Genomic DNA, 23,705 nt, shown 5'->3' on the forward strand with positions numbered 1-23,705 from the left:
ACGGAGGGCAGAAGTTTTAGTGTTTATTGTTATTATGTTTGGTTTTTTTTGTTGTTAGTTGTGTTTTTAGGGTAAATAAATATAGAGCATAAAATTAATATTGCAAATAGAAATAATATTTGTTCTTATTTCCATCCGTTGGCTTTATAACAACTAAACGGAATTATGGAATGAATAAATTATTGACCCTGACCCCCTTGGCGGTCGCGATTGGTTCTTCACTAGTAGCACCAAGCGCAGTGGCTTCAGAAGAGACGAACTCAACCTCATCAGCAACTGAAACGATTCAAGTCTTCGGTCATCAGTACGAAGGTTATGCTGAACACATGCCTCAATCAGGCACCAAAACCGATGTGGAATGGCTTGATGTGCCACAAGCGGTATCTGTAGTAACGAAAACAGAAATGCAAGACCGAGGCGCGGTGCGTTTAGTGGATGCGCTAGATGGGGTAGCCGGGGTCAATAACACCTTGGGCGAAGGCAGCCGTGACCAGTTCATGATTCGCGGTTTTGATTCACTCAACGATATGTATCGTGATGGCTTGCGAGATGACGGTACGTTGCAGTCTTACCGCAGCTTAGCGAACGTTGAACGCGTTGAAATTGTGAAAGGCCCTGCGGGCGCATTGTATGGCCGTGGCTCGGCTGGGGGCATCATCAACTTGGTGACGAAACGCGCTAACGGTGAGAATTTTACTCACGTAAACGGTAGTGTAGGCAGCAACAACCAATATGTTGGTCAGGTCGACAGCTCAATGGCGTTTACAGATAAGGTCAACGGGCGTATTAACTTGGAATACCGTCAAGCCGACTCGTACGTTGATCATGTTGATTCAAACGATTTCTTCATTGCACCGACCATTCGTGTGTTACCAGCGGAAGGTCACACCATTGATATTGACGTGGAATACGCCCATCAAGAACTAGTGCCGTATCGTGGTGTGCCATCAAAAAATGGCAAGCCAGTTGATTTGCCAGTAAGCACTTACTTTGGCGGCACAAACGACTATCAGGAGTCAGACAGTCTCCGTATTGCGGTGGATTACGAATGGCGTCTGAATGATCAATGGGTATGGAACAACCGAGCGGCGTTCAACCATATCGAACTTGAGCAAAAAGGCACGCGTCAGGGCAAAGTGACGGGTAATGAAGTGTCTCAAACCGTTAACAACTTTGGTTACGATCCACGTACTACGACCACTTTACAATCTGAGTTGGTTTGGGAAACCAGGGACAATCAATTGATGGTGGGTGCAGATTTCAACCAGATCGATATCGACCTAACGTTGGCAAGTGACAAAACGCTTCCTCCGCAAAATATCTACGACCCAGTCGTTGGTCCAACGCCTGATCCGGGCTTTAAGCCATTTCGTGACAATACCACCACCACGACAGGTTTGTATGTGCAAGACGTCTATACGTGGGGTGACCTTTCTTTGATCGGTAACGTGCGTTACGACTCGATGGAGCTAGAACAACAAAAAGCGGGCTCAGATAAGGAAAAATTGGATGATGACAAAGTCAGCTACCGTGCTGGTTTGGTATACCGCATCAATTCCGACACATCCGTATACGCCAGTTTAGCGCGCTCTTGGCAGTTACCGTACGCTGGTATCTACATCAATCCAAAATTGGCGGAATTCTTCCACACCGACTTAAAAGAGGTGGGTGCGAAAGCGTACCTTTTGGATAACGCATTAATGTTGAATGCGGCACTGTTCCAGATTGATCAAGAGCAACCACAAACTAACGTGGACGGCGATGTGATCGATAAAATTGAAGTGCGTCACCAAGGCATTGAATTAGAGGCTCGCGGCCAAATCACCAAACAGTGGGACATCTCTGTGGGTTACAGCTACTTAGATGCGGAAGACAAAGCCACAGGCAAAAAGCCTAACGATGTATCAGACCACTTGTTCTCTCTTTGGAGCACTTACCAATTGGATGACAACTGGCGTTTAGGCGGTGGTGTGAAGTACGTGGGCGACCGTTACGCAGGTAACGACGAAGCCGTCGCACTTGGCGATTACACAACGGTGGATTTGATGGCGGCGTACACCACTGGTCGTCACAAAATCCAAGCGAACGCTTACAACATTTTGGATGAGAAATACATTCTTGGCGCAACAAACGGCACGTCTGGCTTAAACCAGATTGGCTACGGCGCACCAGCCGAGTTCATGCTCAGCTACGGATATCAGTTCTAGGCTTTTTGTGCGTAGTTAGCGCCTGTTAGCCGATTTTTTCCTCATATTGAGGATGTTTAGCCCCGAGAGCCTACGGGATGTATTCTGCCCGAGGCTCAATTTCTCGCAAAGGAGATCTTAATGTCTTACCAGAATTTGGATGGTAAAGTGCGTGTACGTGCTGGTTTGTCTACCACTTACAGTGTGCTAGCGATTGCAATCGCTTCTGCCACATCCATGAGCGCGGTTGCCGCTCCTGCTAAAAAAGAACAAACTACCGCGATGGAAACTGTCGTTGTCACTGGTAGTGTGATTGGTAACTCTGAAATTGAAGACGTCAAAGAGTACCCTGGTGCTCGTACCGTCATTACCCGTGATCAAATTGAGAAAACCGCCGCAGGTTCGATTGATAACGCGCTGCAGCGCGTGCCGGGTATTAAAGTTCAGGATGAAAGCGGAACGGGCGTATTGCCTAACATTTCCGTACGTGGTTTGAAAGCAAGCCGTAGTGGTCATGCTCAGTTTTTGATGGATGGTGTACCGCTAACACTTGCGCCATATGGTCACACTGGTCAGTCTATCTTCCCAGCAACACTGTCGATGCTTGATCGTATTGACATTGTACGCGGTGGTGCCGCAGTACAGTACGGCCCAAACAACGTCGGTGGTGTGATCAACTTAGTGACCAAACCGATTCCACACACGTGGCAAACTGAAATCAGTAACCGCCTTACCGTGTTTGATGGCGGTGATGCGCCACTGAATGATTTTTACCTGCGCACGGGCGGCTGGTTAAGCGACACATTCGCGCTGCAGTTGGAGGGTAACTTCCTAAAAGGCGAAAGCTTCCGTGAACATTCCGATACGGACGTGAAGAACTTTCAAGCTAAAGCACAGTGGCTATTGAGTGACACTCAAGAGATTCAAGCATTCCTGCAACGTTACGATGCTGAAACGCAAATGCCGGGCGCACTTTCGCCACAAGATTACGAGCAAGATCGTCACCAATCGAAACGTCCTTACGATGATTATGAAGGTAAGTCGACGCGCTGGAGTGTTAAGTACATCCACGATTTGCCATTTGCCGACAGTGCTGAGCTAGAAGTGCTAACGTTTGGCCATAAGTCAGAGCGTCTTTTCAAGTGGGGCTTTAACAGCGCGGGTGGCCATTGGGCTGATCCGGCTTTGCCTTCTACGAAAGTAAGTACTTCACCACGAGAGTTCCGTGTTTATGGTATCGAACCAAAGCTTGCTGTTTTTGTTGATGGAGGTGCCATTACGCAAAACTGGATTATAGGGACTCGTTACATTAATGAAGACATTCAATATAAAGTGACACAAACACCAGTGTCAGGCGGAGCCACAAATGTACCGCGAAACTGGCACCTTGATACCGATGCGTACGCAGGATATGTGAGCAACGAAGTCGGGTTGTTTAATGGTGCATTAAAAGTCACGCCCGGACTTCGTTATGAATTTGTTGATATGTCCTATAAAGATTTGGGCAGCGGGCAAGAATCTGGAAACAAGGTGACTGAATTATTGCCTGGTGTGACGATCGCATATAACTGGAATGAACAATGGCTGAGCTATGCCAATGCGCAGAAATCTCTTCGCGTTCCTCAGCTTGTTAATGTTCGAGGGGTCGGTAAGGAAAGCAGTGAGTTGGCTTGGAACTACGAACTTGGCGTTCGGTATGTTCAAGATTCAACAAGCTTCAATGCAGCTTTGTATCGCATTGACTTTAAGGATCAGTTGCAGTGGCGGAGTGCGACAAATACGTCTGAAAATATAGGTAGAACCCTTCACCAAGGTTTAGAGCTTTCTGCTCGTTACGTGCCTGAAGCACTACCTGCACTGAGTTTAGGCGCAAGCTATAACTATCTAGACGCTACGCTTGAAGAAGAAGGTGAGAATAAAGGTAATCAACTGCCTTACACCTCTAAGCATCAGCTTGGTTGGGATGCAACCTACGCATTTTACGGCATGGACACCACGCTATCGGGCTTCTACTTCAGTGATTCGTATACCGATAACGCCAACACCAGTGCCGAAGATGCAACAGGCGCAACGGGTAAAGTACCATCTTACATGGTGTGGAACTTCAACTTGGGGACGGATTTATACAAAGACGACAAAGGCAAGTTACGCATGAATGTTGCGGTGAACAACTTGTTTGACGAGGAGTATTACTTCCGCGGGATTGATACAAGCCCAGTTGGTCGGTACCCAGCTCCGGGACGCTCTTACACACTGGATCTGAACTATCAGTTTTAAGAGTTTCGTTCACCGAGTTTGAAAAGAAAAGTCGCCAATTTACCTTGGCGACTTTGCCGATCTTAGGTACTGGAAAACTCTTAACACTGGAAAAAAGCAAGATGAAAAATAAAAAACAATTTACGATCAAACACTTTTCAACCGTTTTGCTGATGCTACTGAGCTCAGCTTTGATGTCATTTAGCGCATTTTCTCAGGTGCGCAGCGTGCAAGATGAGCAAGGCACTTTTGAGCTAGAAGCGATACCTCAACGTATTGTGGTTTTAGAATTTTCGTTTGTCGATGCATTAGCGGCAGTCGATGTCTCACCTGTAGGCGTCGCCGATGACAACGATGCCACACGAGTTATCCCTGCTGTTCGCGCCAAGATTGAACCTTGGCGATCGGTCGGCATGCGCTCACAACCGAGTTTAGAGGCTATTGCGGTGCTCAAGCCGGATTTGATCATTGCTGATGCAGAACGTCATCGCGCGATTTATCAAGATTTGCAGCGAATTGCGCCAACTTTGCTGTTAAAAAGCCGTGGTGAGACATATCAAGAAAATCTCGAATCCGCACACAAAATCGGCGTGGCAATTGGCAAACAAGCGAAAATGACACAACGAATTGAGCAGCACAAACAGACAATGGCGGAGTTCAAACAGCATTTTGCAACACAAGAAACCATTCAGTTTGGTGTGGTTTCTGACAAAGGGATGTGGCTGCATAGCCCGGTTTCTTACGCTGGGGGCGTTTTGAGTACGCTGGGCATCCAAAGCCCGCTGGCTCCATCTGAGCAAAAAGCGTATATCCCAACCAGTTTCGAACTTTTACTAAAAACCAACCCTGATTGGTTGTTAGTTGGACTTTACTCTCAACCAAATATTGTGGATGAGTGGCGAAAAAACCCATTATTTAAGCTGCTAACCGCTGCGAAAAAACAGCAACTTGTTGAGGTATCTCCTGAACTGTGGTCGTTAAATCGCGGCATGTTGGCTGCGGAAGAAATTGCCCGCAATCTTGAAGCGTTATTGGAGCGCTCATGAGTTCGGCGATAAGCTCGGAAAGCGCGTCTTCGGTTAGCAAATCGCATTGGAAAGCGAGCTTGTTTGTCTGTGCTATGGCGTTGTGTACGCTCTCAGGCTATGCAGCCTCAATGATTGGCTGGTCCAACTTTTCTTTGAGCGTTAATGATCTGACAAGCTATTGGTTTGCGTTTGATGAGGGCAATATGCTGCATCAAATCCTCGCGACGCTGCGTGCGCCTCGTACCTATGCTGGGTTATTAATTGGCGCTTCGCTTGCGGTATCCGGAGTGCTGATGCAAGGATTGACTCGTAACCCTTTGGCGTCGCCATCCATTCTCGGCATTAATGCAGGTGCGGCGTGTTTTATGGCCTTGGCGTCCATCGGCGTACCATTCTTTAGTCAATTGAACCCAATCATCAACGCAGTACTCGGCGCGCTACTAAGTGGTGGTGCGGTCATGTTGTTGGGCGGTTTTTTCTCCGCGCGTTCTCACCCATTGCGTTTAGTGCTAGCGGGCATTGCCATCAGTGCGTTGCTGATAGGGTTAACTCGTGCGTCGGTAATTTTGGCGGATGACATGGCTTACAGCGTGTTGCATTGGTTAACGGGTTCACTCTCCGCGGTAGATTCTGAGCAGTGGCAGCAACTGTGGCCTTTTGCGACTTTAGGTTTGGTGCTCGCCATGGGCTTAGCGCGAAACTTAAATTTACTCGCGTTGGGGGACGAAGTTGCTGTCGGGTTGGGTGGTAACATTCGTCTTACGCGATTAATCAGTGGTTTAGCGGTTGTGCTGTTGGCAGGAACTAGCGTAGCGATTGCTGGACCAATTGGCTTTGTCGGGTTGTTAGTGCCGCACTTGGTACGCCCGATTGTTGGTCACAACTATCACATTCTCATTCCGGTTTCCGCCTTGTGTGGCGCGGCATTGGTGACGTGGTCAGATGCTTTATCACGCGCGATTGCCTTTCCGGCTGAAACGCCAGTGGGCGTGATTACCGCGCTGTTGGGCACACCTTGCTTTATCGCGATTGCAATGAGGAAATCATCATGATGAATCAAACCAAACTGTTTGCATTAGTTGGATTGTTGCTGATTGCGTCTTCTCTCACGCTGTTTGTTGGCGCGGCGAACATGTCGGCTCAACAGGTTTTTGCATTACTGTTTTCTTTCTCTGACTCGGACTTTGTGATTCACCAATATCGATTACCGAGAATGTTGCTCGCCATTGGCGTGGGCGCTGGGTTGGGGCTGTCAGGCGTTTTAGTTCAAGGCGTCATCCGTAATCCACTTGCCTCACCAGATTTAATGGGGATAAGCGCCGGAGCAGGACTGGCGGCTACCGCTTGTTTGGTGCTGTATCCGAATGCGCCAGTGGCAATGTTGCCGATGGTCGCCATGGCGGGAGGCTTGCTTGCTGCTGGCTTTATTGCTGTGCTGGCTTACTGGTCGAAACCAACACCAGCACGTTTGGCGCTGATTGGTGTTGCTGTCAGCGCATTTTTAGCCAGCGGTATCGATTTTCTTCTGATTGTGCACCCTATCGAAATCAACACGGCGATGGTATGGCTAACCGGCAGTTTGTGGGGACGAAACTGGCAACAAGTGCCGTTTATTTGGAGTGCTCTATTGCTGCTACTGTCATTGGCGTTTTGGCTGGCTTGGCGGCTAGATGTTATGGGACTGGGAGAAGAAAGCGCTACTACGCTTGGCATGAAACCAAGACAGACCCAAATTCTTGCGCTGATTGCTGCCGTGTTATTGGCGAGCATCAGTGTGTCTGTGGCAGGCACGATCAGCTTTGTTGGCCTGCTTGCGCCGCATCTTGCGCGTTTGCTGTTTGGCCACAGCCACAAGTTGTTGATTCCAGCCGCTGCAACCCTTGGCGCTTTGTTGGTGATTTGCGCCGATGGTTTAGCGAGAGGCTTACAGCCACCAATTGAGCTACCAGCGGGAGTGCTGACATCTGTTATTGGCGCACCATATTTCATTTTTCTTTTGTATCGTTATAGAGGTTGGTAAGCATGTTACGAACGCAGAACTTATCCGTCGCGTACGGCAAACAGACCATCATTCCAGATCTCTCTTTGTCGATTCCTCAAGGTAAAATTACCGCACTAGTTGGTCCAAATGGTTGCGGTAAATCGACACTATTAAAAACCTTGGTACGCATCAATAAACCTGCTTCTGGCCAAGTGTTGTATGACGACAAACCACTAAGCAGCTACGGTGATAAACGCTTGGCGCGTTCGTTGTCTTTGCTGCCGCAGATTCTTGTCAGTCCTGAAGGTATTACCGTCAGAAAACTGGTCGAATATGGCCGCTCGCCTTATCTCTCTCATTGGGGTAGGTTAAGTCAACAAGACAAAGCTTTGGTCGAGCAAGCAATGCAAGATACTGGCGTGATTGAGTTTGCTGACAAGCCAGTTGAATCGCTGTCTGGCGGTCAAAGGCAAAGGGCGTGGATTGCGATGGTAATGGCGCAAGATACCGACGTAGTGATGCTTGATGAGCCAACCACTTACTTGGATCTCTCTCACCAAGTTGAGCTGATGAAACTCATGAGGCAGATGAACGACAAAGGCAAAACAGTGGTCGTAGTGCTGCACGATCTAAACCAAGCGTGCCGTTACTGCGATCATTTGGTGGTGTTGGAAAAAGGTCAGTTAGTCACGCAGGGAACGCCGCAAGAGGCACTGACAGAAGGTATGTTGGCATCGGTGTTTGATTTACAAGCGAGAGTATTTAACGACCCAATCTCAGGCACGCCGATGTGTGTGGCGGTGTAGGTTTACGTCTTTCGAAAGCTATCTGCAATAAAAACGTCGATCCATAAAAACAAACCCCGCTAGTAACAAAGTCGCTAGCGGGGTTTGTTGTTTTTAAGAGCGTCCTTAATGTGGCGTTTAAGCCAGTTTAAACGTTGCCACTTTCGAGTTGAGATCCTCAGCTTGCGATTTCAGCTCAGCAGATTGATTCATCGATTCTTCGGCACCAACTACCAAGTGATCGGTCACATCTTTAATGGACGTGACGTTTTGCGTGATTTCATTGGTTACGTGCGTTTGCTCTTCGGCGGCTGTCGCAATTTGCGTTGCCATATCGCTGATCAGCGCAACGGCCGCGTTGATTTCATCCAGAGCCAGTGCTGCGCGATCTGCATCTTCCACCGAACCTTGCGCGAGCTGAGAGCTTGTATCCATGATGGTCACAGCGCGTTGTGTGGTTTGCTGCAAAGTCTCGATCGTCGAGCGAATCTCTTCGGTTGAGGTGTGTGTGCGTTGTGATAGCACGCGAACCTCGTCTGCAACAACGGCAAAACCGCGACCTTGTTCACCTGCACGCGCCGCTTCAATCGCCGCATTCAGAGCCAGTAAGTTGGTTTGTTCTGCGATGTCTCGAATCGTTGATAGTACGGTTGAGATGTCTTGCGCGTGCTGGTTGAGCTCGCCGATGACAACGCTCGCTTGGTTGACTTCAGAAGACAAATTGTTGATGGATGACTTGGAGTTGATCACTAACTCATGACCATTTTGTGTGCTCGCTGAAGAGTCTTGAGCGGCTTTAGCCGTCTGCTCTGCATGTGCTGCAATCTCTTGCGTTGCCGATGCCATTTCAGTCACAGCGGTCGCCACCATCGTGATTTCTTGTTGCTGATGGTTCAGATCGGAAACCGATTGATTCGCGCGATTCGTGCTCAGCTCCGATTGTTGGCTCAGTTCTTCCGCTTGGTGACGAATGTGACCAATAAGTTGCTGCAAACTTTCAACGAACTGGTTGAAGTTTTCAGCCAGCTCACCAACTTCGTCACGGTTTTCTACTTTGATGCGTTGAGTTAGGTCGCCGCTACCGTTTGCGATTTGTGCAAGCGCATTCGAAACGTTGTAGAGCGGACGGAACAAGATGTTACATAGCAGATTAAACAAAGCTACGCAGATAACGACGACGATGGTGGTTGCGATGATCTGATCCCAAACAGCATCGTAGAGTGGGGCAACCAACGAGTTTTGATCTAACACCGTCACTGTTGTGAGCTTGGTACCCTCTATGTGGCGCGCGTAAATCACATATTCGGTGCCGTTAATAGAGACGCGACGCTCTGTACCTGAACGTGCGGCAGACGTAATGTCGTTGTTGTTGAGGCCTAGCTTGCTAACCGGTTGATTCAGCAGTTTACCGTTGTTATGAGTGAAAATATTGCCCTGTTCATTGGCAATAAACATATAACCTTCACCCGGTAGGATCACTTGGTTCAGGCTGTTCAGGATATCACCGATCTCTACGTCAGCACCCAGAACGACGGTTTGACCATGCAATTGCAGGGCTTTACCGAGCGACACGACGTTAGCCCCCGTGGCTGCTGCGACGGTTGGGTTATCCATAAAGACTTTCGATGGGTTGGCGATTGCATTGGTGTACCAACCCCACTTACGAGGGTCGTTATTACCTGGTGGCAAAACCACCCCATTAGCGTTGTCTTGTGACCCGTCCGGGTAAGCGAGGAAAACGTTATCGAACGCGCCAGAGTCTCGGACTTGTTTCAAATGCGTAACCAGAGAACGTTTCTCTGAATCAGAAGAGAGTGACGTTAGTGCGCGCTCTTTAGAGAGTAGCCAGTCCTTTACGTATTGATTGTAAGATGCGCTAGTGCTTTCTAGTCGCTGTGCGACTTCGACATCGAGCCTATTTAATGAATCTCGAAAAGACAGCCCCTCTACCAGCACTCCCCCTAGAATGATGGCGGCACTGGCAGAGATTGCCAGTTTGTTTTTTAATGATAGATTTTTGAACATAAAGCGAATAATAGATCTTTGAATAATAGTTGTTGTGTTTTTATTCTCATCAGTGCTCTCTGCGCTGTTGAATATGCAGCAGAAAGTCAGATTCGAATCTGTTCAATAATTATATTTTATTGCTCAAAATAAATACTGACTCCATGTCGCGAATTTGAGTTTTACACCAAATAAGCAAAAGGATTTGGAACGATATTATTTATGTATTTGTAAAGTAAGGATTTGTCGATTTTTGTAAATGAGAATTGATTTCAATAAATGGTGATCTTTATCACATTTGCGTGTCTGATAATCCATTAAAAATGTGAAGGTTATAGCACCGGATATATATTGATTAGCTTAATCATTGTTATGGGCAATCGTTATGCGCAGTATATTGTTAGTCCCCGCGTTATTAGTGTCAGGGTGTGCTCTGATACAACAGTCGACGCCGATTCAACCTGACGCCAACTGGCACGTGGACCAGTTATCGAACGGTATGAAATACCATCTCTATCCAACAGAAGACCAAGAAGTCTCGGTCCGTTTGGTGATGAATATCGGCTCATTCCAAGAAACATCTTCTCAAAAGGGTTACGCTCACTTTGTTGAGCATATGGCGTTTAATGGTAGTGAGCATTTTACCGGTAACGACGTTGTCAAACTTTTTGAGCAATCTGGTGGTAGCTTTGGCGCTGATATCAACGCTTTTACCAGTTATCAGCAAACGTCTTACCAACTTGACCTTGCGAATAATACGAAGCTAGAAGATGCCCTGAAGTGGATGAGAGATATCGGTAACGGACTTGAGTTTGCTCCTGAGCAAGTAGAGAAAGAAAAAGGGGTGATTCTCGGGGAATGGCGACGCGCCAATCCGGATGATAAGTCCTTTTCTATGCATGCTTACCAAGCCTCGATTGAAGGCACTATGTATGGTGAACATGACCCAATTGGTACTCGCGAAGCGATTCAAAACGCTTCCTCAAGTAAGTTAAAGGCGTTTTACGACAAATGGTACCAGCCACAAAATGCCGAGTTGATTGTGACTGGTAATATCGACGTAGATTCACTGTCCAAGATTATCAAAAGCAAGTTCTCGAACTGGGAAAGTACCTCGGATACGGTAATAGAGAAGCGCCGTGATATTCGAGTGAACAACGAAAACAGAATCTTGCCAAGTAACACGATGGAATCACCAAGTCTTCATTTAGTGATTGAGCGTGGTCTAAGTGGCGGCACGACGATTGAGCAACAACATGAAGTGTGGCGTGATGAAGTCGCAACACAACTCATTCAACAGCGTTTGATCCGTGTACTCAGTGATGCCGCTGAACCTTTTCAATACGCTTATGCAGAGCCCTATTACTCTAACTATCAGCGTATGATGTCGGCAGGGATTTCGTTTGCACCAGATCGCCGCGAACAAATGCACCAGACTTTCATTCGTACCTTGGCGTCGTTAAGAGATTATGGTGCGACTCAATCCGAGTTAGATAGCGTTATGTCAAATTGGCAAGGTGAACTTGCAAATATTGATTCAGATTGGAGTCAGCGCAAGCCAAACAGTTACGCAGAAGCACGTGTTTTTCAAATTGGACAAGACAGTGTCAGCCAATCAAAAGAGAATTACGCCCAGAGTTTGGCAGAATTCATCAACAACGAGAATTTAGAGAGCATTAACACACAATTGACGGCTTTATTATCTCAGCAGCCAAGCTTTTTTATTGGTTTGGGGAAAAGCGAAACGTCAGAGCAGTTCAACGGTGTATTTGCCGCTCTAAACAGTGCCTATCTTCAAACTGGCGAAAAACCGCTAGAGATGTATGACAAAGTGGATGGATTCTTAAAGCCTACCCAGGAAGGCAGCATCACGAGCATGCGTCAGGAAGCGGGTGGTTTTCAAGTCTATACGCTATCAAACGGTATCGAAGTGTGGTTCCAAAAAGATACTAAAGCGGGTGGTCGAGCGTATATTTACTATGCGAGCCAAGGTGGTAAAGCCGCTGTTGATCCGACGTTGTATGCCGCTTATGAAATCGCAGCAACAACGGCAATACGCAGCGGGTTAGGGGCATTTTCTGGTTCAGAGCTAGATAGCTACTTACGCAAAAACAACATTGCGCTTGGCGCGATGCTTGATGCGACCAGTCACGGAGCTCAAATTACGGCGCCAAATACGCACCTAACTGATGCTTTGAATGGACTATACAACCTAGCGACGGAGATTAAAGTCGACGAGCGCCAGATGGCAGCAGCGAAGCAAGAGTTTAAACAGCAGAGCGGCGCTTTTTTTGAATCACCGATGGGAAAACTGATTCAAAAAGCAAACGGCAATTCTTATTTGCCGGGGAGTCGTCATCGTATAGTGTCCAGTGATGATGTTGAACAAGTGACTTCCGAGCAGGTACTAGCGGTGCATGAGCAACTTTTCAAAACCAATGATGGTTTTAAGATGGTTATTGTTGCAAACGTAGAGCCGGAAGAAATTACACCACTTTTGCGTAAGTATGTGGCCTCTATCGAAATGAAACCGAGTCGTTCGATTGATTATCACGTTGCGTTTAACCCGGAAGTGCCGGAGCGAACTGTGGTTGCGGATGGGCATGAACCTTCATCGTTGTATGTAATGCGTTTGACTAATACGAGCGATTACCAACGTACGGCAAGAGACACGGTTATCGAAGATATTTTGCAACGTATTAGTAATGCACGTGTTTTGGATATTGTGCGAGAAGAGTCTAGCCTTGATTACAGCCCGAGCATTTACACCATGACACAAGATCGCGAACCCATCTCTGATTGGCTCTTGGAGTCTCAAGTTGAGCCCGAAGACGTGGCACTTTTAGAGAGTAAACTGGGCAAAGTGTTTGATGGTTTAGCGTCAAATATTACCCAAAAAGAAGTGGATACGGCCGCGAAACAACTGGCAGTCGCGATGCAAGGATTGGATGACAACCCAGCACAGAGATCATGGGCATATACTCGTTATTTGGTGCATGATTACGGCGTCGATGTGTTGCTTGACGTTGAGAAAGTGGCTAAGAGTGTGACGTTAGATGAAGTGAAAGCGCATGCAAAATCAGCTTTTGGTCCACAAGCAAAACGCTCGGTGATGGTTTTAAATCCGGCCGAATAATCACGTAGTTTCTGACGAAAATCGTGGCAATAGTAATAAAAAAGACGGCGTGAAAGCCGTCTTTTTTAAGCACTTTAATCAGAGCGTTTTATGCTGATTTACGCGCAAGTCGCTTTTCATTGTTGGTGTTGTTTTCTTTTGTGTTCGCACTGTCTTGAGCCTTACCCTTTAACGTTACCACTTCTTTTTCAGGTAATTCAGCTGCTTCACCAAAGAATTTACCACCAGGTTCAATGCTGAGGTTATTGCTCCAGATCCTACCGCTTACGCGTCCCTTGGCAAGTACTTGAATGTGTTCTGCGTGACAGTTTCCGTCCATCATGCCATTAATGATCAGCTGTTTAGCGTAGATTTCACCGTTTACTCGCCCGCTTTCTGCGACAACGAGAGTGCCTTCCACGTTAATTTGACCATCGACGATGCCATCAATCTGGACATCGTTTTCTACTTTGAGTTCTCCGCTAAGAGAACAGCCTTTGGCGATGAGAGTTGAAGCTGCTGAGCTACTCGTTGTTCCACTGTTTTGATTAAAGATTCCCATCGTATTCTTCGCTCCTTAGTAAAAATGTCTTCGAAATCATTAAGGCTCCAATCGACAAATGGTTTCGGATTCAGTGCTCGCCCAACAAATCGCACCTCGTAATGCAGGTGAGGGCCAGAAGAGAGCCCACTGTTGCCGGAAATTGCAATCAGCTGCCCTTTTTTGACGAACTGACCACTTTTTACTTTGAACGCTTTCAAGTGCGAATAAGAACTCGAAAAACCGAAAGAATGTTGTAGCCTGAGGAAGTTACCAGAGCCTTTATTACTGCGGCGGGTAACTTCCACTACCCCATCGGCAGGGGCATAAATTTTGGTACCGATATTTACGGCAAAATCGAGCCCACGATGCATCTTGGCAACTTTTGTCACCGGATGGATACGCTTACCGAATCCGGAAGATAGCCGTACGTTGCCGACTGGAGAGCCACTTGGTATTTGGTTTAATAACACCATGCGAACGTTTGAGGTTATCGCCGCTGCATCGAGCCTAGCATCCAAGTTATTTGTCGAGGTATGTTCTCCAACCCCAAGCACTTTCTCTAATTCACCCAAACGTTCCGAAACAAGTTGTACCCGTTCTTCCCGTTCTGAAAGGTCATTTTCTAGCTCTGATTTAAGTGTTTTCAGTGTGCTGAGCTCTTCACCCATGGTGCGTGAATACTCTGTCAATTCAGCTTGTTTTAACGCTGCATTATCAACGCGAGTGTACAAGTGATGAATTAAGATTACGGTCGCGGCCAGAGCAACAACAAAAAAAACGAAAAACGTTTTTATGTTGCGTTGCATCCTTTTACTGAAGTACCAATGTCTTGAGCCATTGATAGTTGATATAGAGATCGTCAACTGGTCTTTCATCGTCTTCTATTGCTCGTATTTGGTATACGTCTCGTCACTGAGTTAGTAGGAATGTAAGGAAAACGAGTAGGGACCGCCAGAGGCAAATTGGAAAGAAGTGTCAGGTCGTGAGGCGTTTTCAGATATTAGATAAAAGACTCAATAAAGATTTAATATTCTGCTGATTTTGGTCGTAATTACTCCAAATCGCTTCATTTAACTGAATATTATGATTTTTAAGGCGGTTATCCGAGAAATTGGATTGTGAATATTGCCAATAGCATCCGCACGCAATTCAACTTACTTCACGGTTTGCCTTATAAATGTTGGATAATTTATCAAACCGACATTCATTACATCGATAACTTGTTTATGATAGCGGTTGATATAAAGCACTATTCATTGGCTTTAAACCTAAGCGTTACATTTCGTTTAGGAACACATAACTATGACAACGGAGTTGGTCGTGAAAAAACTACTATTGGCTACAGCAGTGGTCGCAGCAGCAGGGGGCGCTGGCTACCTGTACCAAAACAATACTACCGCGAGTGATGCAGGCTCACTGTTAACGCAAGTTCCTGCAGATTCACTTATGGTGACGTATCAGACAGAACCTTTTAACCATTATAAATACATGAACGCATTCGGTACGGCGAATCAAGGCTCGATTGCAGAACTTTTTGCCGATGAACCACTGTCTCCACAACAGCAGTTTGCAGTTAACTTATTCGATGGATACCTAGAGAGTGCTGCGTCGCCAGAAACATTAAAAGCTTATTTGGGCACCGGGGAAAACATTAATCCTGTGTTGTACACAATTGGTATGGTACCGGTGTACAAAGTGGATATTGAAGACCCTGCCGCGTTATGGAAAACACTGGATCATGAAGAGCAGATGAGCGGCGCTAAGCATGAGTTGGTTAAGCTTGGTGAAGTCGAGTATCGTCGTTACGAGATGACTGATTCAATTGACCCGCAGGACGGTATTGGCTTGGTTGTAGCCGTGGTTGATAACGTGCTTACGTTAACGGTTGATGTTCCGCAACTGGGCGTTCAAAACCCGATTAAAATGGCATTAGGGCTTGAAGCACCAAGTCAAAATATTGCTGACAGTGGACGCCTTGAGGCGTTGCAAGCCAAATACGGTGAAAACAACAACTCTTTTGGTTACTTTGATCATCGCGAAGTGATTAAAGGTTTGACGACGAAAGATGGCAATATGTTTGCTCGTCAAATCAGCACGTTGGATGCAATAGATCCTGAACCAACGATTGAGGAAATGCGTTCACCAGCCTGCCATACTGAGCTTACTCAAGTTGCAGAAAACTGGCCTCAGTCCGTCGCGTTTGCAGAATACAAGATGAAAGGCGATCAGGCGTTCATTAAAGGTTCTTTTGTTGTTGAGTCCAACAATAAAGTGATTCTAGATGCGCTCAAGTCGATTCGTGGTGTATTGGCTGAGTCTAAAAGTGATAAGAGTTTCTTTAGTATGGCGCTTGGTTTAGACATTAATACTCTAGCGCCATCGATTGGTCAGATTTGGGCTGACTTGACCCAGCCTCAATATCAATGCTCTTTATTGACACAAATGCAGCAAGAGATGGGCGGCCAGAATCCAGCAGCCGCTGTAAGCATGGGGTCAGGCATGGTTAATGGCCTTAAAGGGTTAAGCCTGCAAATGTTTGATATCAAAGTAGATACTAATGCTCAGCATGGTGAAGTATTTAGCCAGCTAGATGGTATGTTGTCTCTTTCTGCCAATGATCCAATGATGCTTATTCAAACTGCGCAAATGTTCGTTCCTGAACTTGCTCAATTGCAAATTCAACCGGATAACCAACCTGTTAATGTCAGTGACCTATTAGAAATGCATACTGGCATGAAGGTGGACGTGTTTGCTCGTCTAAACGAAAACCATTTCACTCTTTACAGTGGTGATAGTGCTGCGGAAGCAAGCAAAGAAGTGATGGCGCAATCACTTTCTCCAAATGGCTTGTTCAGCTTTGATTTTGATTCAGAACGTATTTTGGAAGTGTTAGAGAGTGCGTCGTCAATCACTGGGGAGCCGGTTCCGGATGATGTTGTCAAAAGCTTACAAGGCGAGCTTGTTGGTGGTATGACGATGGACGTGACAGACCAAGGTATTGGTTTTGAGTTTGATTACCGCGGTGCAACTAAACCTGTAACGGTTGCACAGCAGTAACACATTGCGTAGAAAAAGGCGGCTTGAAGCCGCCTTTTGTTATTATGTACCGTATTAAAAAGCGAGTGGGAAGAGCGACGCTTACTCATCTATTTGAGGATGAGAGTATTGCTGATATTCAGGTAACTCTTTTCTTAAATTACTAAATGTCGCCCATGCACTTTCTTTTGAGAGTTTGTTGATCAGCCAGTTTGGCAATAGACCTCCGGGGTCAGCAAACGCCTTGTATTCCACGAGTGTTGTATCGTTTGTGAGTTTTTGTAACTCCCAAGTCGCATCAACCGAGCGAATTCGAACATAACCATTTTGTTCAGCAAGATATGAGTCAGGTGCGCTTTTGATTTCTATGGTGAATCCCAGCTCATCGACCCAGTACTTTGAGTAGGTGACCATATCCCGATTTTTGGCAGGCCATGGTGCTTTAAACTGGGTGTAAACGATGTTCTCGGTGGCCGATATCTGATTTAAAACCCGGCTATGACTGGCATTGTCAATCCAGTTCGGGATATTGTCACTGTCTTCCAGTAGCGTTAAAAATGCACCATAGCTGGTGGGTGTGAACATCCGGGCACGGATCTCAACTAAACCGTCACTATGTTCTCGGGAGTAAATTGTGATTCCATTCTTGTCACTCTCGAACTGCCAGTTCTCGTTGGCGCTCGCATCAGTGCCAGCGGATATCAATGTGGCGAGTGTTAAGGCGCCCATTCTTAAATGCAACATCATGTTAGTATCCGCCAACTTTTCCTAAATTTAAGTTTATACGATTTGTCGTAACTATAAGGACAATAGTATGTTTTTTGTTATCGTTCTGAAGGTTGCTCTGCACTGAAGCCACGTTGAATGTTGGTGAAGGTAAGCGATGCAAATATTACGATAACGATCGCTAGATGCCATGCTTGACTCAATCCAAGCTGCACCAGAGTTAAGCTGACCAATGAGGAGACGACCATTTGTCCACCACCAGACATTGCCGCTGCGGCACCTGCTTGCTTTTTATAAGGTTGCATTACCATCGCTTGTGCACAAGGTAGGGCAATACCATTACCCAAGATCATTAATAGCTGTCCTAGCATCAGAAATAGAGGCTCAACAGGACAGAAAAATAACCATATTGCGGCAGCGAGGTGAAGAAATGGGGTGCAGAGCAGCATTTTTTTATTGCCAATAATTGGCCTTACTCGGTTACAAATCGTGGTACCACATAACATACCCAAAGCGGGAATGAGCGCCCACATCGCGTATTGAGCGGAGGTCATGCCAATTTGATCTTGCATGATAAATGGCATCACAGAGACTGTCGTAATCATTAAGCTGAAGTTTAACCAACTGATACTGGCGAAACTCATAAAGTAACGAGACGTAAGTAAGCTCTTGTATTGGAGTAACATTTTTCGGGGTGACGGAATGACAGAACGTTTTGTGATGGTTTCTGTGAACTTAAAGGCGATGATTACCCAAGCCAGCGAGACATAGCCCAACAGAGAAATAAACACCATACTCCAACCGAAGTGGAAGTTGATAAAGCCGCCAATCACAGGTGCAATAAGTGGCGTGATTGAAGCCGCCATGGCGATGTAAGACATTGCCACTGGGAGTTCATCCCCGCTAAATCTATCTCGAGTCGACGCCCTCGCGAGTACCGCGCAGCATCCTGTACCTAACCCTTGTAAAAAGCGCCCCATCACCATCCCTGTAAATGTGTCACTGAAGAAAATAATTATCAGCAGACCAGACATCGCGATGAGTAAACCGGTAAGTAATACTCTTTTTCGTCCTAAAGCATCTGACACTGGCCCGTAGATAAATTGAGAGGGGCCGAAGCCGAGCAAATAAATACTCACAAGCAGTTGAGCTTGGTCGAGGGAGATGGAAAAGTCTTTTGCTATCCATGGCAAAGAGGGCATAACTAGCCCCATGCTCAACTGGCCAACGCTAATAATAAGACAGGCGAGTAGTATAGTATGAAAGTTGATTGGGCGACTCATGACTGGTCTCCATTCAAACAACCTTTTTGGCGTCGTGAGCTTAAGCCGCCTTCGTCATCCACTTCATTTAGCTTTGCTTTGACCCGCTTCACAGTCGATAGACTGACTTCGCATTGCTCTGCTACGTTTTGCAATGTGTAGCCTTCTAGCAGTAACGTTGCGATCTGTTGGTGTTTGGTTTTGTTTGCGGGGCGGCCGCGAAACTTCTGTTTCCATAATTCTGGCTGCTCTTTAATGGCCTGTCGCCCTTGCTCTGCGGCAAACAGGCGATGTTCAGTCTGCACTTTCCCATATCCAGATAACACTGTGAGTAGTGTTTGAGTCTGAACAGAACCTGGCTCAAAAGTTATTGATTCACATACAGTTTTCAATGTTACCCCTTTATCGAGTAGCATTTTTATCGTGTTCAATGCTTGACTAAAGTCGCGACCAAATGCGGTCAGCCACCAGAGCACAATCGTATCCCCAGCTCTGACGGAATCGAGCAGTCGTAAGAATGCCTCTCTCTCGGTTGGAGGCATGCAACCACGAACCTTATCCTCAAAATGCTGAGCTTCGGGCGCAAAAGCTTTTAGAGTATTAAGGTGCTCTTGGTAAGCTCGATTTTTTGGCGAATAACGAGTGTAAAGATACGTGGTCATAAGGATTATGAGCCTCTTTTTGTTTGGTTCATATAGTGTAATAGCTCATAAATATACATGGGTTCATTAATGCTTACAACACTAAATGAGCCGTTTGGGAGTCAGAGGCAAATAAAAAAGCCAACCGAATGGCTGGCTATAGCTATTTAAGCTTTTGTTGTCTGGCGCTCGATTAACTTCACTGGCACCATCATTTTTACTAGGCTGCCGTTTTTCGTATTAATTTGATCAACAATGATCTTCACGCACTCGCGAGCGAGGCGACGGAAATCCTGGCGGAACGTGGTTAATTGATAGCTTAACCATTCTGTCTGAGGAATATTATCAAAACCAATGACTTGTAAGTCCTGAGGAATCCTCAACCCGCATTCTATACGGGCGATATCCATGACCGCCATCGCAAGGTTATCGGTTGCACAGAACACCGCTTCAGGCCGATTTTTGTCTGCCAGTATGGCACGGACTTTATCAAGTGAGCTCGCGTAGTCATAGCTGGCTTCAATGATGCGTGGCGTCTTGCCGGTTAGGTCTTCAAATTCAGAGCAGAAGCCGCTTTGACGTTCGTCATTCGTAAAGGTTGGCACTTCTCCCGTCAAATAAACCGCGTTCTTCACGCCACTTTTGTGCAGAAGTTGCGCAGCTTGTTGGCCTGCTTCGTAGTTGTCACTGATAACGTAGCTACTCCTAGTACCTTCAACAACTCGTGCGTATTGAACAATTGGGATATTAAACTCTTCACATTCTTCATAAAGGGACTTATTGAAGGTTGCGGAAGCAGCAATGACACCATCGACGCGATACTGGAAGATATTTGGGATTGAGTGGCCCTCTTCTTCATCCACTTGCCATGGAATCAATACGGCAGAATAACCTTTTTTCTGTAACTCACTGGAAATTAATTGCAGTGTTTTCATATGGATAGGGTAATCCGCATCAGGAAACACCAAACCTATCAATTTCGATTCGTTTGTGGTCAGGCTACGTGCAAAGGCGTTAGGGCGGTAGTTAAGGGCTTTAGCCGCTTCAAAGACTTTTTGCTTGGTCTTTTCGGATACTGAGCTACCCGGAACAAACACGCGCGATACAGTAGATTGAGAGACGCCTGCCATCTTTGCCACATCTTTTGATGTGACTACGTGTTTAATTGATTTCATGAATAAAACTTAGTTGCCAGTAATTGAGGTCATAAGACTAGCATAAATAGGTACGTATTCATAAATGTTCTGACGGGGTATCCTAAGTAGAATAATGGTTTTGGAGTGTTAAAAAGCAAAATGTGGGTTAACCCATTTGGTTTGCTTTGAACTAGCACTAGATCTAGAGCGTAGATACTGTCCGTTTGTTGGACGTACAGTATCTACGTAAAGAACATTAATTTGCTTGTTTGACTGCAACTTTACGTTTTGGGGAGAGGAGTGAATACCCCATGTATCCGATGCAAGCGGTAGCGACAAGAATAGAGCAGCCACGCATAAAGTTAATCAGCATAGGAGCGTTGTCGGTAAACGCGTTGATCCCCCAAAGCATCACGATCGAGAATACAAACATCACTAGTAAGCCATAACATGGAGCATCGATTTTGCCGGGAACGACATACCAACCATCTTCCTTGATTGGTTTATTTAGACGAGCATATTCCGCTTGCTGGCCTTTCACTGTGTAAAGATGCATTTCATCTTGTTTACCCGTCAGGAGAAGGCTAGCAATGTAAGCGACAACGGCATTCACAAGGACGCCAATCACGCAATACCAAGGCCACGCAATATCGGTCGCAACGGCTACATACCAAATCACCAAGAAGCTAGCAGCAACGCCAATCAACAAGCCTTTTTCCGTAATGTGTTTTGAGTAGAACCCAAGGACAAACATACAGAAGCTTGCACCGACAAAGTAAGAGCCTGCCTTACTCAGCACTTCCAGTACCGAGCCTGTGCTGGTGGCAAACATGATCGCTGGAATGATGACCAAAATCGCCCACGCTACCGTGAAGAAACGCGATACCTTCAAGTAATGCTCTTCCGACTCGTTTTGCTTGTAGAAGCGTTTGTAAAAGTCAGCCACAGAAACGGTCGCCATTGAGTTAAATGCGGAATCGAGACTCGACATACTTGCCGCCAGAATCGCAGCGGCAATGATGCCCATCAAGCCTGGCATTCCATATTCACTCGCATAATGAAGAATGATGGTGTTGCCGTTTTCGAACTCTTTACCGTCGTAATAAGCGTTGAACAGGACGCCAAGCAAGATAAAGACAAAGTAAATAAAGAAGGCCACGTAGCCCATCATCAGCATTGCCTTTTTCGCATCGCCCATGTTTTTCGCGGCCATACATCGTTGTACCATCATCTGGTTACCGCCATACACGGTGGTGTGGAACATCGTCATTGCGATAACACCAGCCCATACCGTCGTTACTTGGCTTAGGTCAAAACTTGTCTGTAGGGCATCGGTCATTCCTTTCGCTTTGAGTTCTGCCATGACCTCCGTCATTGGAGCAGGCATGCCATTCCAAACGGCTTCAATGATGATGAATGCGCCAATAAATAAGATTACTGCTTGAATCACATCGGTCCAAATGACAGCCGCGATACCGCCCATTACGGTGTAGATAAGGGCAATTGCAGTGACGATCATGATGCAGTACATCACGTCGATACCAGTAATGAACTCTAAAATCATTGCTGTCGCATAGAGTACGGCTGCCGAGCTCAATGCTTGTTTGATAAGGAAGATAAACGACAAAGTCAGTCGTGAAGCCTTACCGAAGCGTCGTTCTTGATACTCGTAGATAGAGGTTAAACCGTTGTTGTAGAAAAACGGCATAAACACAGCCACGATGAAGAAGATCACCAGCGGATAATTGAGGTGAATCGCGATAACCGACAGGCCTTCTTTGTAAGACCAAGCTGGCCCGCCAAGGAACGACATGGCACTCACGTAAGTACAAACGACAGAAATACCGATCGCCCACCAAGGGATGCTCTTATCACCCAAAGCGAATTGGCTAGCTGAAGTTACTCGCTTACCAATCACCGCACCCAATACTAGCGTTAGGGCTATGTATCCACCAAGGATGCTCCAGTTAAGTGCGCCAAACTCATGCATAATTAGGTCCTTCTAACTGTTCTTTCATTTGTGCAAACACGTCATAGCCAAGTTGCAGCAGGATATGAACGATGTCGATCGCCACCCAGTTTTCCTTCAGTAAATCGCCTTCGCGTCGCCAAATGTCCATAACGCGAAGTTCGATGTGTTTTCCGGTTGGGGCAAGACCGAGCCAGCCACTGTGACCAGTGTGAGTACCATGCATATGTGGCCAACCACCTGTGGATACGTAGTCATTTTTGGCCAAAAAATTGACCTCAATATCGACACTTCGGTCAGGGAAGGCAAACACAAATGGCGCTTGATGGTGGTTACGGAAACCTTTGATACCGCGCGTAGTACCAATACCAGCAGGGCCGTACCACATGAAGTCATTGTGCCAGTAGTTTTCAAGATCCATCGAGAAAAGATCTTGACCATCAAAACGACCCAAGCAAGACAGCATATCTTCAACCAGCTGGGCGCTCTTTTCACTTTCTTCCAAAGACACAACAGAATGTTGGATACCATTAGAAGTCGCAGGAGAAGGGACCAAGCCATCGTGACCTAAGCTTTTACGAAGAGGGTTGCAGCCTGCTTGATTCATCGCGTCGATGAAGTCTGGGATCATGTAAGATTCGGTGATTTGGTCGTTCTCCACACACACCATTTCGGTGTAACGCAAGTAGAGTGTTTTCCCTGTTGCTGGGATGCTAAACAGTGGTTGTTCAAATGTACCGATAAAATAGCCGGTAGAGTTGTACCAAGTGCGACCTTCGTATTCGCCGTGCATCACAATTATTGGTCGGCGCTCGGCGTCAGGCAAAGCATTAACAAGTGGTGAGAGGAAAGATTCGTGGGTTGCATCTGGGCCATTAAGATCGTTCACAGGGTGCGCCACGCACCATTTTACGTCAGGGTTCAAAGTTTGCAGAGCGGCCTGTTTTTGCTCGATGTCTGCGGCTTTGAAGTAGTTCTGGTAGAACTGTTCGATGATGTTGAGTGACATGTTGCTTCCTTACTGTCTGTGATTTTA

17 protein-coding genes are annotated in these 23,705 nt (G+C 46.4%); 8 read left to right on the top strand and 9 right to left on the bottom strand.

Annotation, left to right across the window (positions count from 1 at the left end; all coding sequences use genetic code 11):
- The first annotated feature begins 170 nt into the window (after positions 1–170).
- From R7O03_RS02245 to fecE, 6 genes are all read left to right on the top strand, one after another.
- Positions 171–2,207, top strand: a complete 2,037-nt coding sequence (locus R7O03_RS02245; RefSeq protein WP_025768678.1) for a TonB-dependent receptor — start codon at positions 171–173, stop codon at positions 2,205–2,207.
- 120 nt (positions 2,208–2,327) lie between these two features.
- A complete protein-coding gene (locus R7O03_RS02250) occupies positions 2,328–4,463 on the top strand; it encodes a TonB-dependent siderophore receptor (RefSeq protein WP_318131398.1) in 2,136 nt (711 codons plus the stop codon).
- Positions 4,464–4,564: 101 nt separating this feature from the next.
- Entirely contained in the window at positions 4,565–5,488 is a 924-nt protein-coding gene (locus R7O03_RS02255) for a Fe(3+) dicitrate ABC transporter substrate-binding protein FecB (RefSeq protein WP_318070928.1), read from the top strand.
- A gap of 74 nt (positions 5,489–5,562) precedes the next feature.
- Positions 5,563–6,522 (top strand): FecCD family ABC transporter permease, encoded by a 960-nt coding sequence (locus tag R7O03_RS02260; RefSeq protein ID WP_373417389.1) that lies wholly within the window; start codon positions 5,563–5,565, stop codon positions 6,520–6,522.
- Positions 6,519–7,490, top strand: a complete 972-nt coding sequence (locus R7O03_RS02265; RefSeq protein ID WP_318070927.1) for a FecCD family ABC transporter permease — start codon at positions 6,519–6,521, stop codon at positions 7,488–7,490. The genes R7O03_RS02260 and R7O03_RS02265 overlap by 4 nt, the downstream gene beginning before the upstream one ends.
- 2 nt (positions 7,491–7,492) lie before the next feature.
- A complete protein-coding gene (fecE, locus tag R7O03_RS02270) occupies positions 7,493–8,257 on the top strand; it encodes a Fe(3+) dicitrate ABC transporter ATP-binding protein FecE (protein ID WP_318070926.1) in 765 nt (254 codons plus the stop codon).
- A gap of 117 nt (positions 8,258–8,374) precedes the next feature.
- Here the strand turns inward: fecE and R7O03_RS02275 are convergent, their stop codons facing one another.
- Complete coding sequence (locus tag R7O03_RS02275; protein ID WP_025768674.1) at positions 8,375–10,261, bottom strand: methyl-accepting chemotaxis protein; 1,887 nt, start codon at positions 10,259–10,261, stop codon at positions 8,375–8,377.
- 364 nt (positions 10,262–10,625) lie between these two features.
- Between R7O03_RS02275 and R7O03_RS02280 the strand changes: the two genes are divergently transcribed.
- Positions 10,626–13,376, top strand: a complete 2,751-nt coding sequence (locus tag R7O03_RS02280; RefSeq protein WP_258481604.1) for a M16 family metallopeptidase — start codon at positions 10,626–10,628, stop codon at positions 13,374–13,376.
- An 88-nt stretch (positions 13,377–13,464) separates the two neighbouring features.
- Here the strand turns inward: R7O03_RS02280 and R7O03_RS02285 are convergent, their stop codons facing one another.
- Both R7O03_RS02285 and R7O03_RS02290 read right to left on the bottom strand, forming a co-directional pair.
- A complete protein-coding gene (locus tag R7O03_RS02285) occupies positions 13,465–13,917 on the bottom strand; it encodes a bactofilin family protein (RefSeq protein ID WP_080659230.1) in 453 nt (150 codons plus the stop codon).
- On the bottom strand, positions 13,821–14,774 hold the full coding sequence (locus R7O03_RS02290; RefSeq protein WP_213866680.1) for a M23 family metallopeptidase: 954 nt from the start codon (positions 14,772–14,774) through the stop codon (positions 13,821–13,823). Before R7O03_RS02290 ends, R7O03_RS02285 begins: the two co-directional genes overlap by 97 nt.
- A 427-nt stretch (positions 14,775–15,201) precedes the next feature.
- Between R7O03_RS02290 and R7O03_RS02295 the strand changes: the two genes are divergently transcribed.
- The gene (locus R7O03_RS02295; protein WP_017634495.1) at positions 15,202–16,956 is read left to right on the top strand and encodes a hypothetical protein; all 1,755 of its coding nucleotides are present in this window, start codon (positions 15,202–15,204) and stop codon (positions 16,954–16,956) included.
- Positions 16,957–17,037: 81 nt separating this feature from the next.
- Here R7O03_RS02295 and R7O03_RS02300 read toward each other — a convergent pair whose 3' ends face one another.
- The 6 genes from R7O03_RS02300 to R7O03_RS02325 form a co-directional block, all read right to left on the bottom strand.
- A complete protein-coding gene (locus R7O03_RS02300; protein ID WP_017820098.1) occupies positions 17,038–17,682 on the bottom strand; it encodes an START domain-containing protein in 645 nt (214 codons plus the stop codon).
- Between the two features lie 77 nt (positions 17,683–17,759).
- Complete coding sequence (locus R7O03_RS02305) at positions 17,760–18,944, bottom strand: multidrug effflux MFS transporter (protein WP_017820099.1); 1,185 nt, start codon at positions 18,942–18,944, stop codon at positions 17,760–17,762.
- Positions 18,941–19,585, bottom strand: a complete 645-nt coding sequence (locus R7O03_RS02310) for a recombinase family protein (protein WP_047102429.1) — start codon at positions 19,583–19,585, stop codon at positions 18,941–18,943. The genes R7O03_RS02305 and R7O03_RS02310 overlap by 4 nt, the downstream gene beginning before the upstream one ends.
- Before the next feature lie 146 nt (positions 19,586–19,731).
- The gene (locus R7O03_RS02315; RefSeq protein WP_017820101.1) at positions 19,732–20,739 is read right to left on the bottom strand and encodes a LacI family DNA-binding transcriptional regulator; all 1,008 of its coding nucleotides are present in this window, start codon (positions 20,737–20,739) and stop codon (positions 19,732–19,734) included.
- A gap of 217 nt (positions 20,740–20,956) precedes the next feature.
- Positions 20,957–22,690: a sodium:solute symporter family transporter gene (locus R7O03_RS02320; protein ID WP_005374733.1), complete on the bottom strand. Its 1,734-nt coding sequence runs from the start codon at positions 22,688–22,690 to the stop codon at positions 20,957–20,959.
- The gene (locus R7O03_RS02325) at positions 22,683–23,678 is read right to left on the bottom strand and encodes an ester cyclase (protein ID WP_182016042.1); all 996 of its coding nucleotides are present in this window, start codon (positions 23,676–23,678) and stop codon (positions 22,683–22,685) included. Before R7O03_RS02325 ends, R7O03_RS02320 begins: the two co-directional genes overlap by 8 nt.
- Positions 23,679–23,705 lie beyond the last annotated feature (27 nt).

The sequence above is a fragment of the Vibrio sp. Vb2960 genome, from assembly GCF_033337665.1.
GTDB lineage: Bacteria > Pseudomonadota > Gammaproteobacteria > Enterobacterales > Vibrionaceae > Vibrio > Vibrio alginolyticus.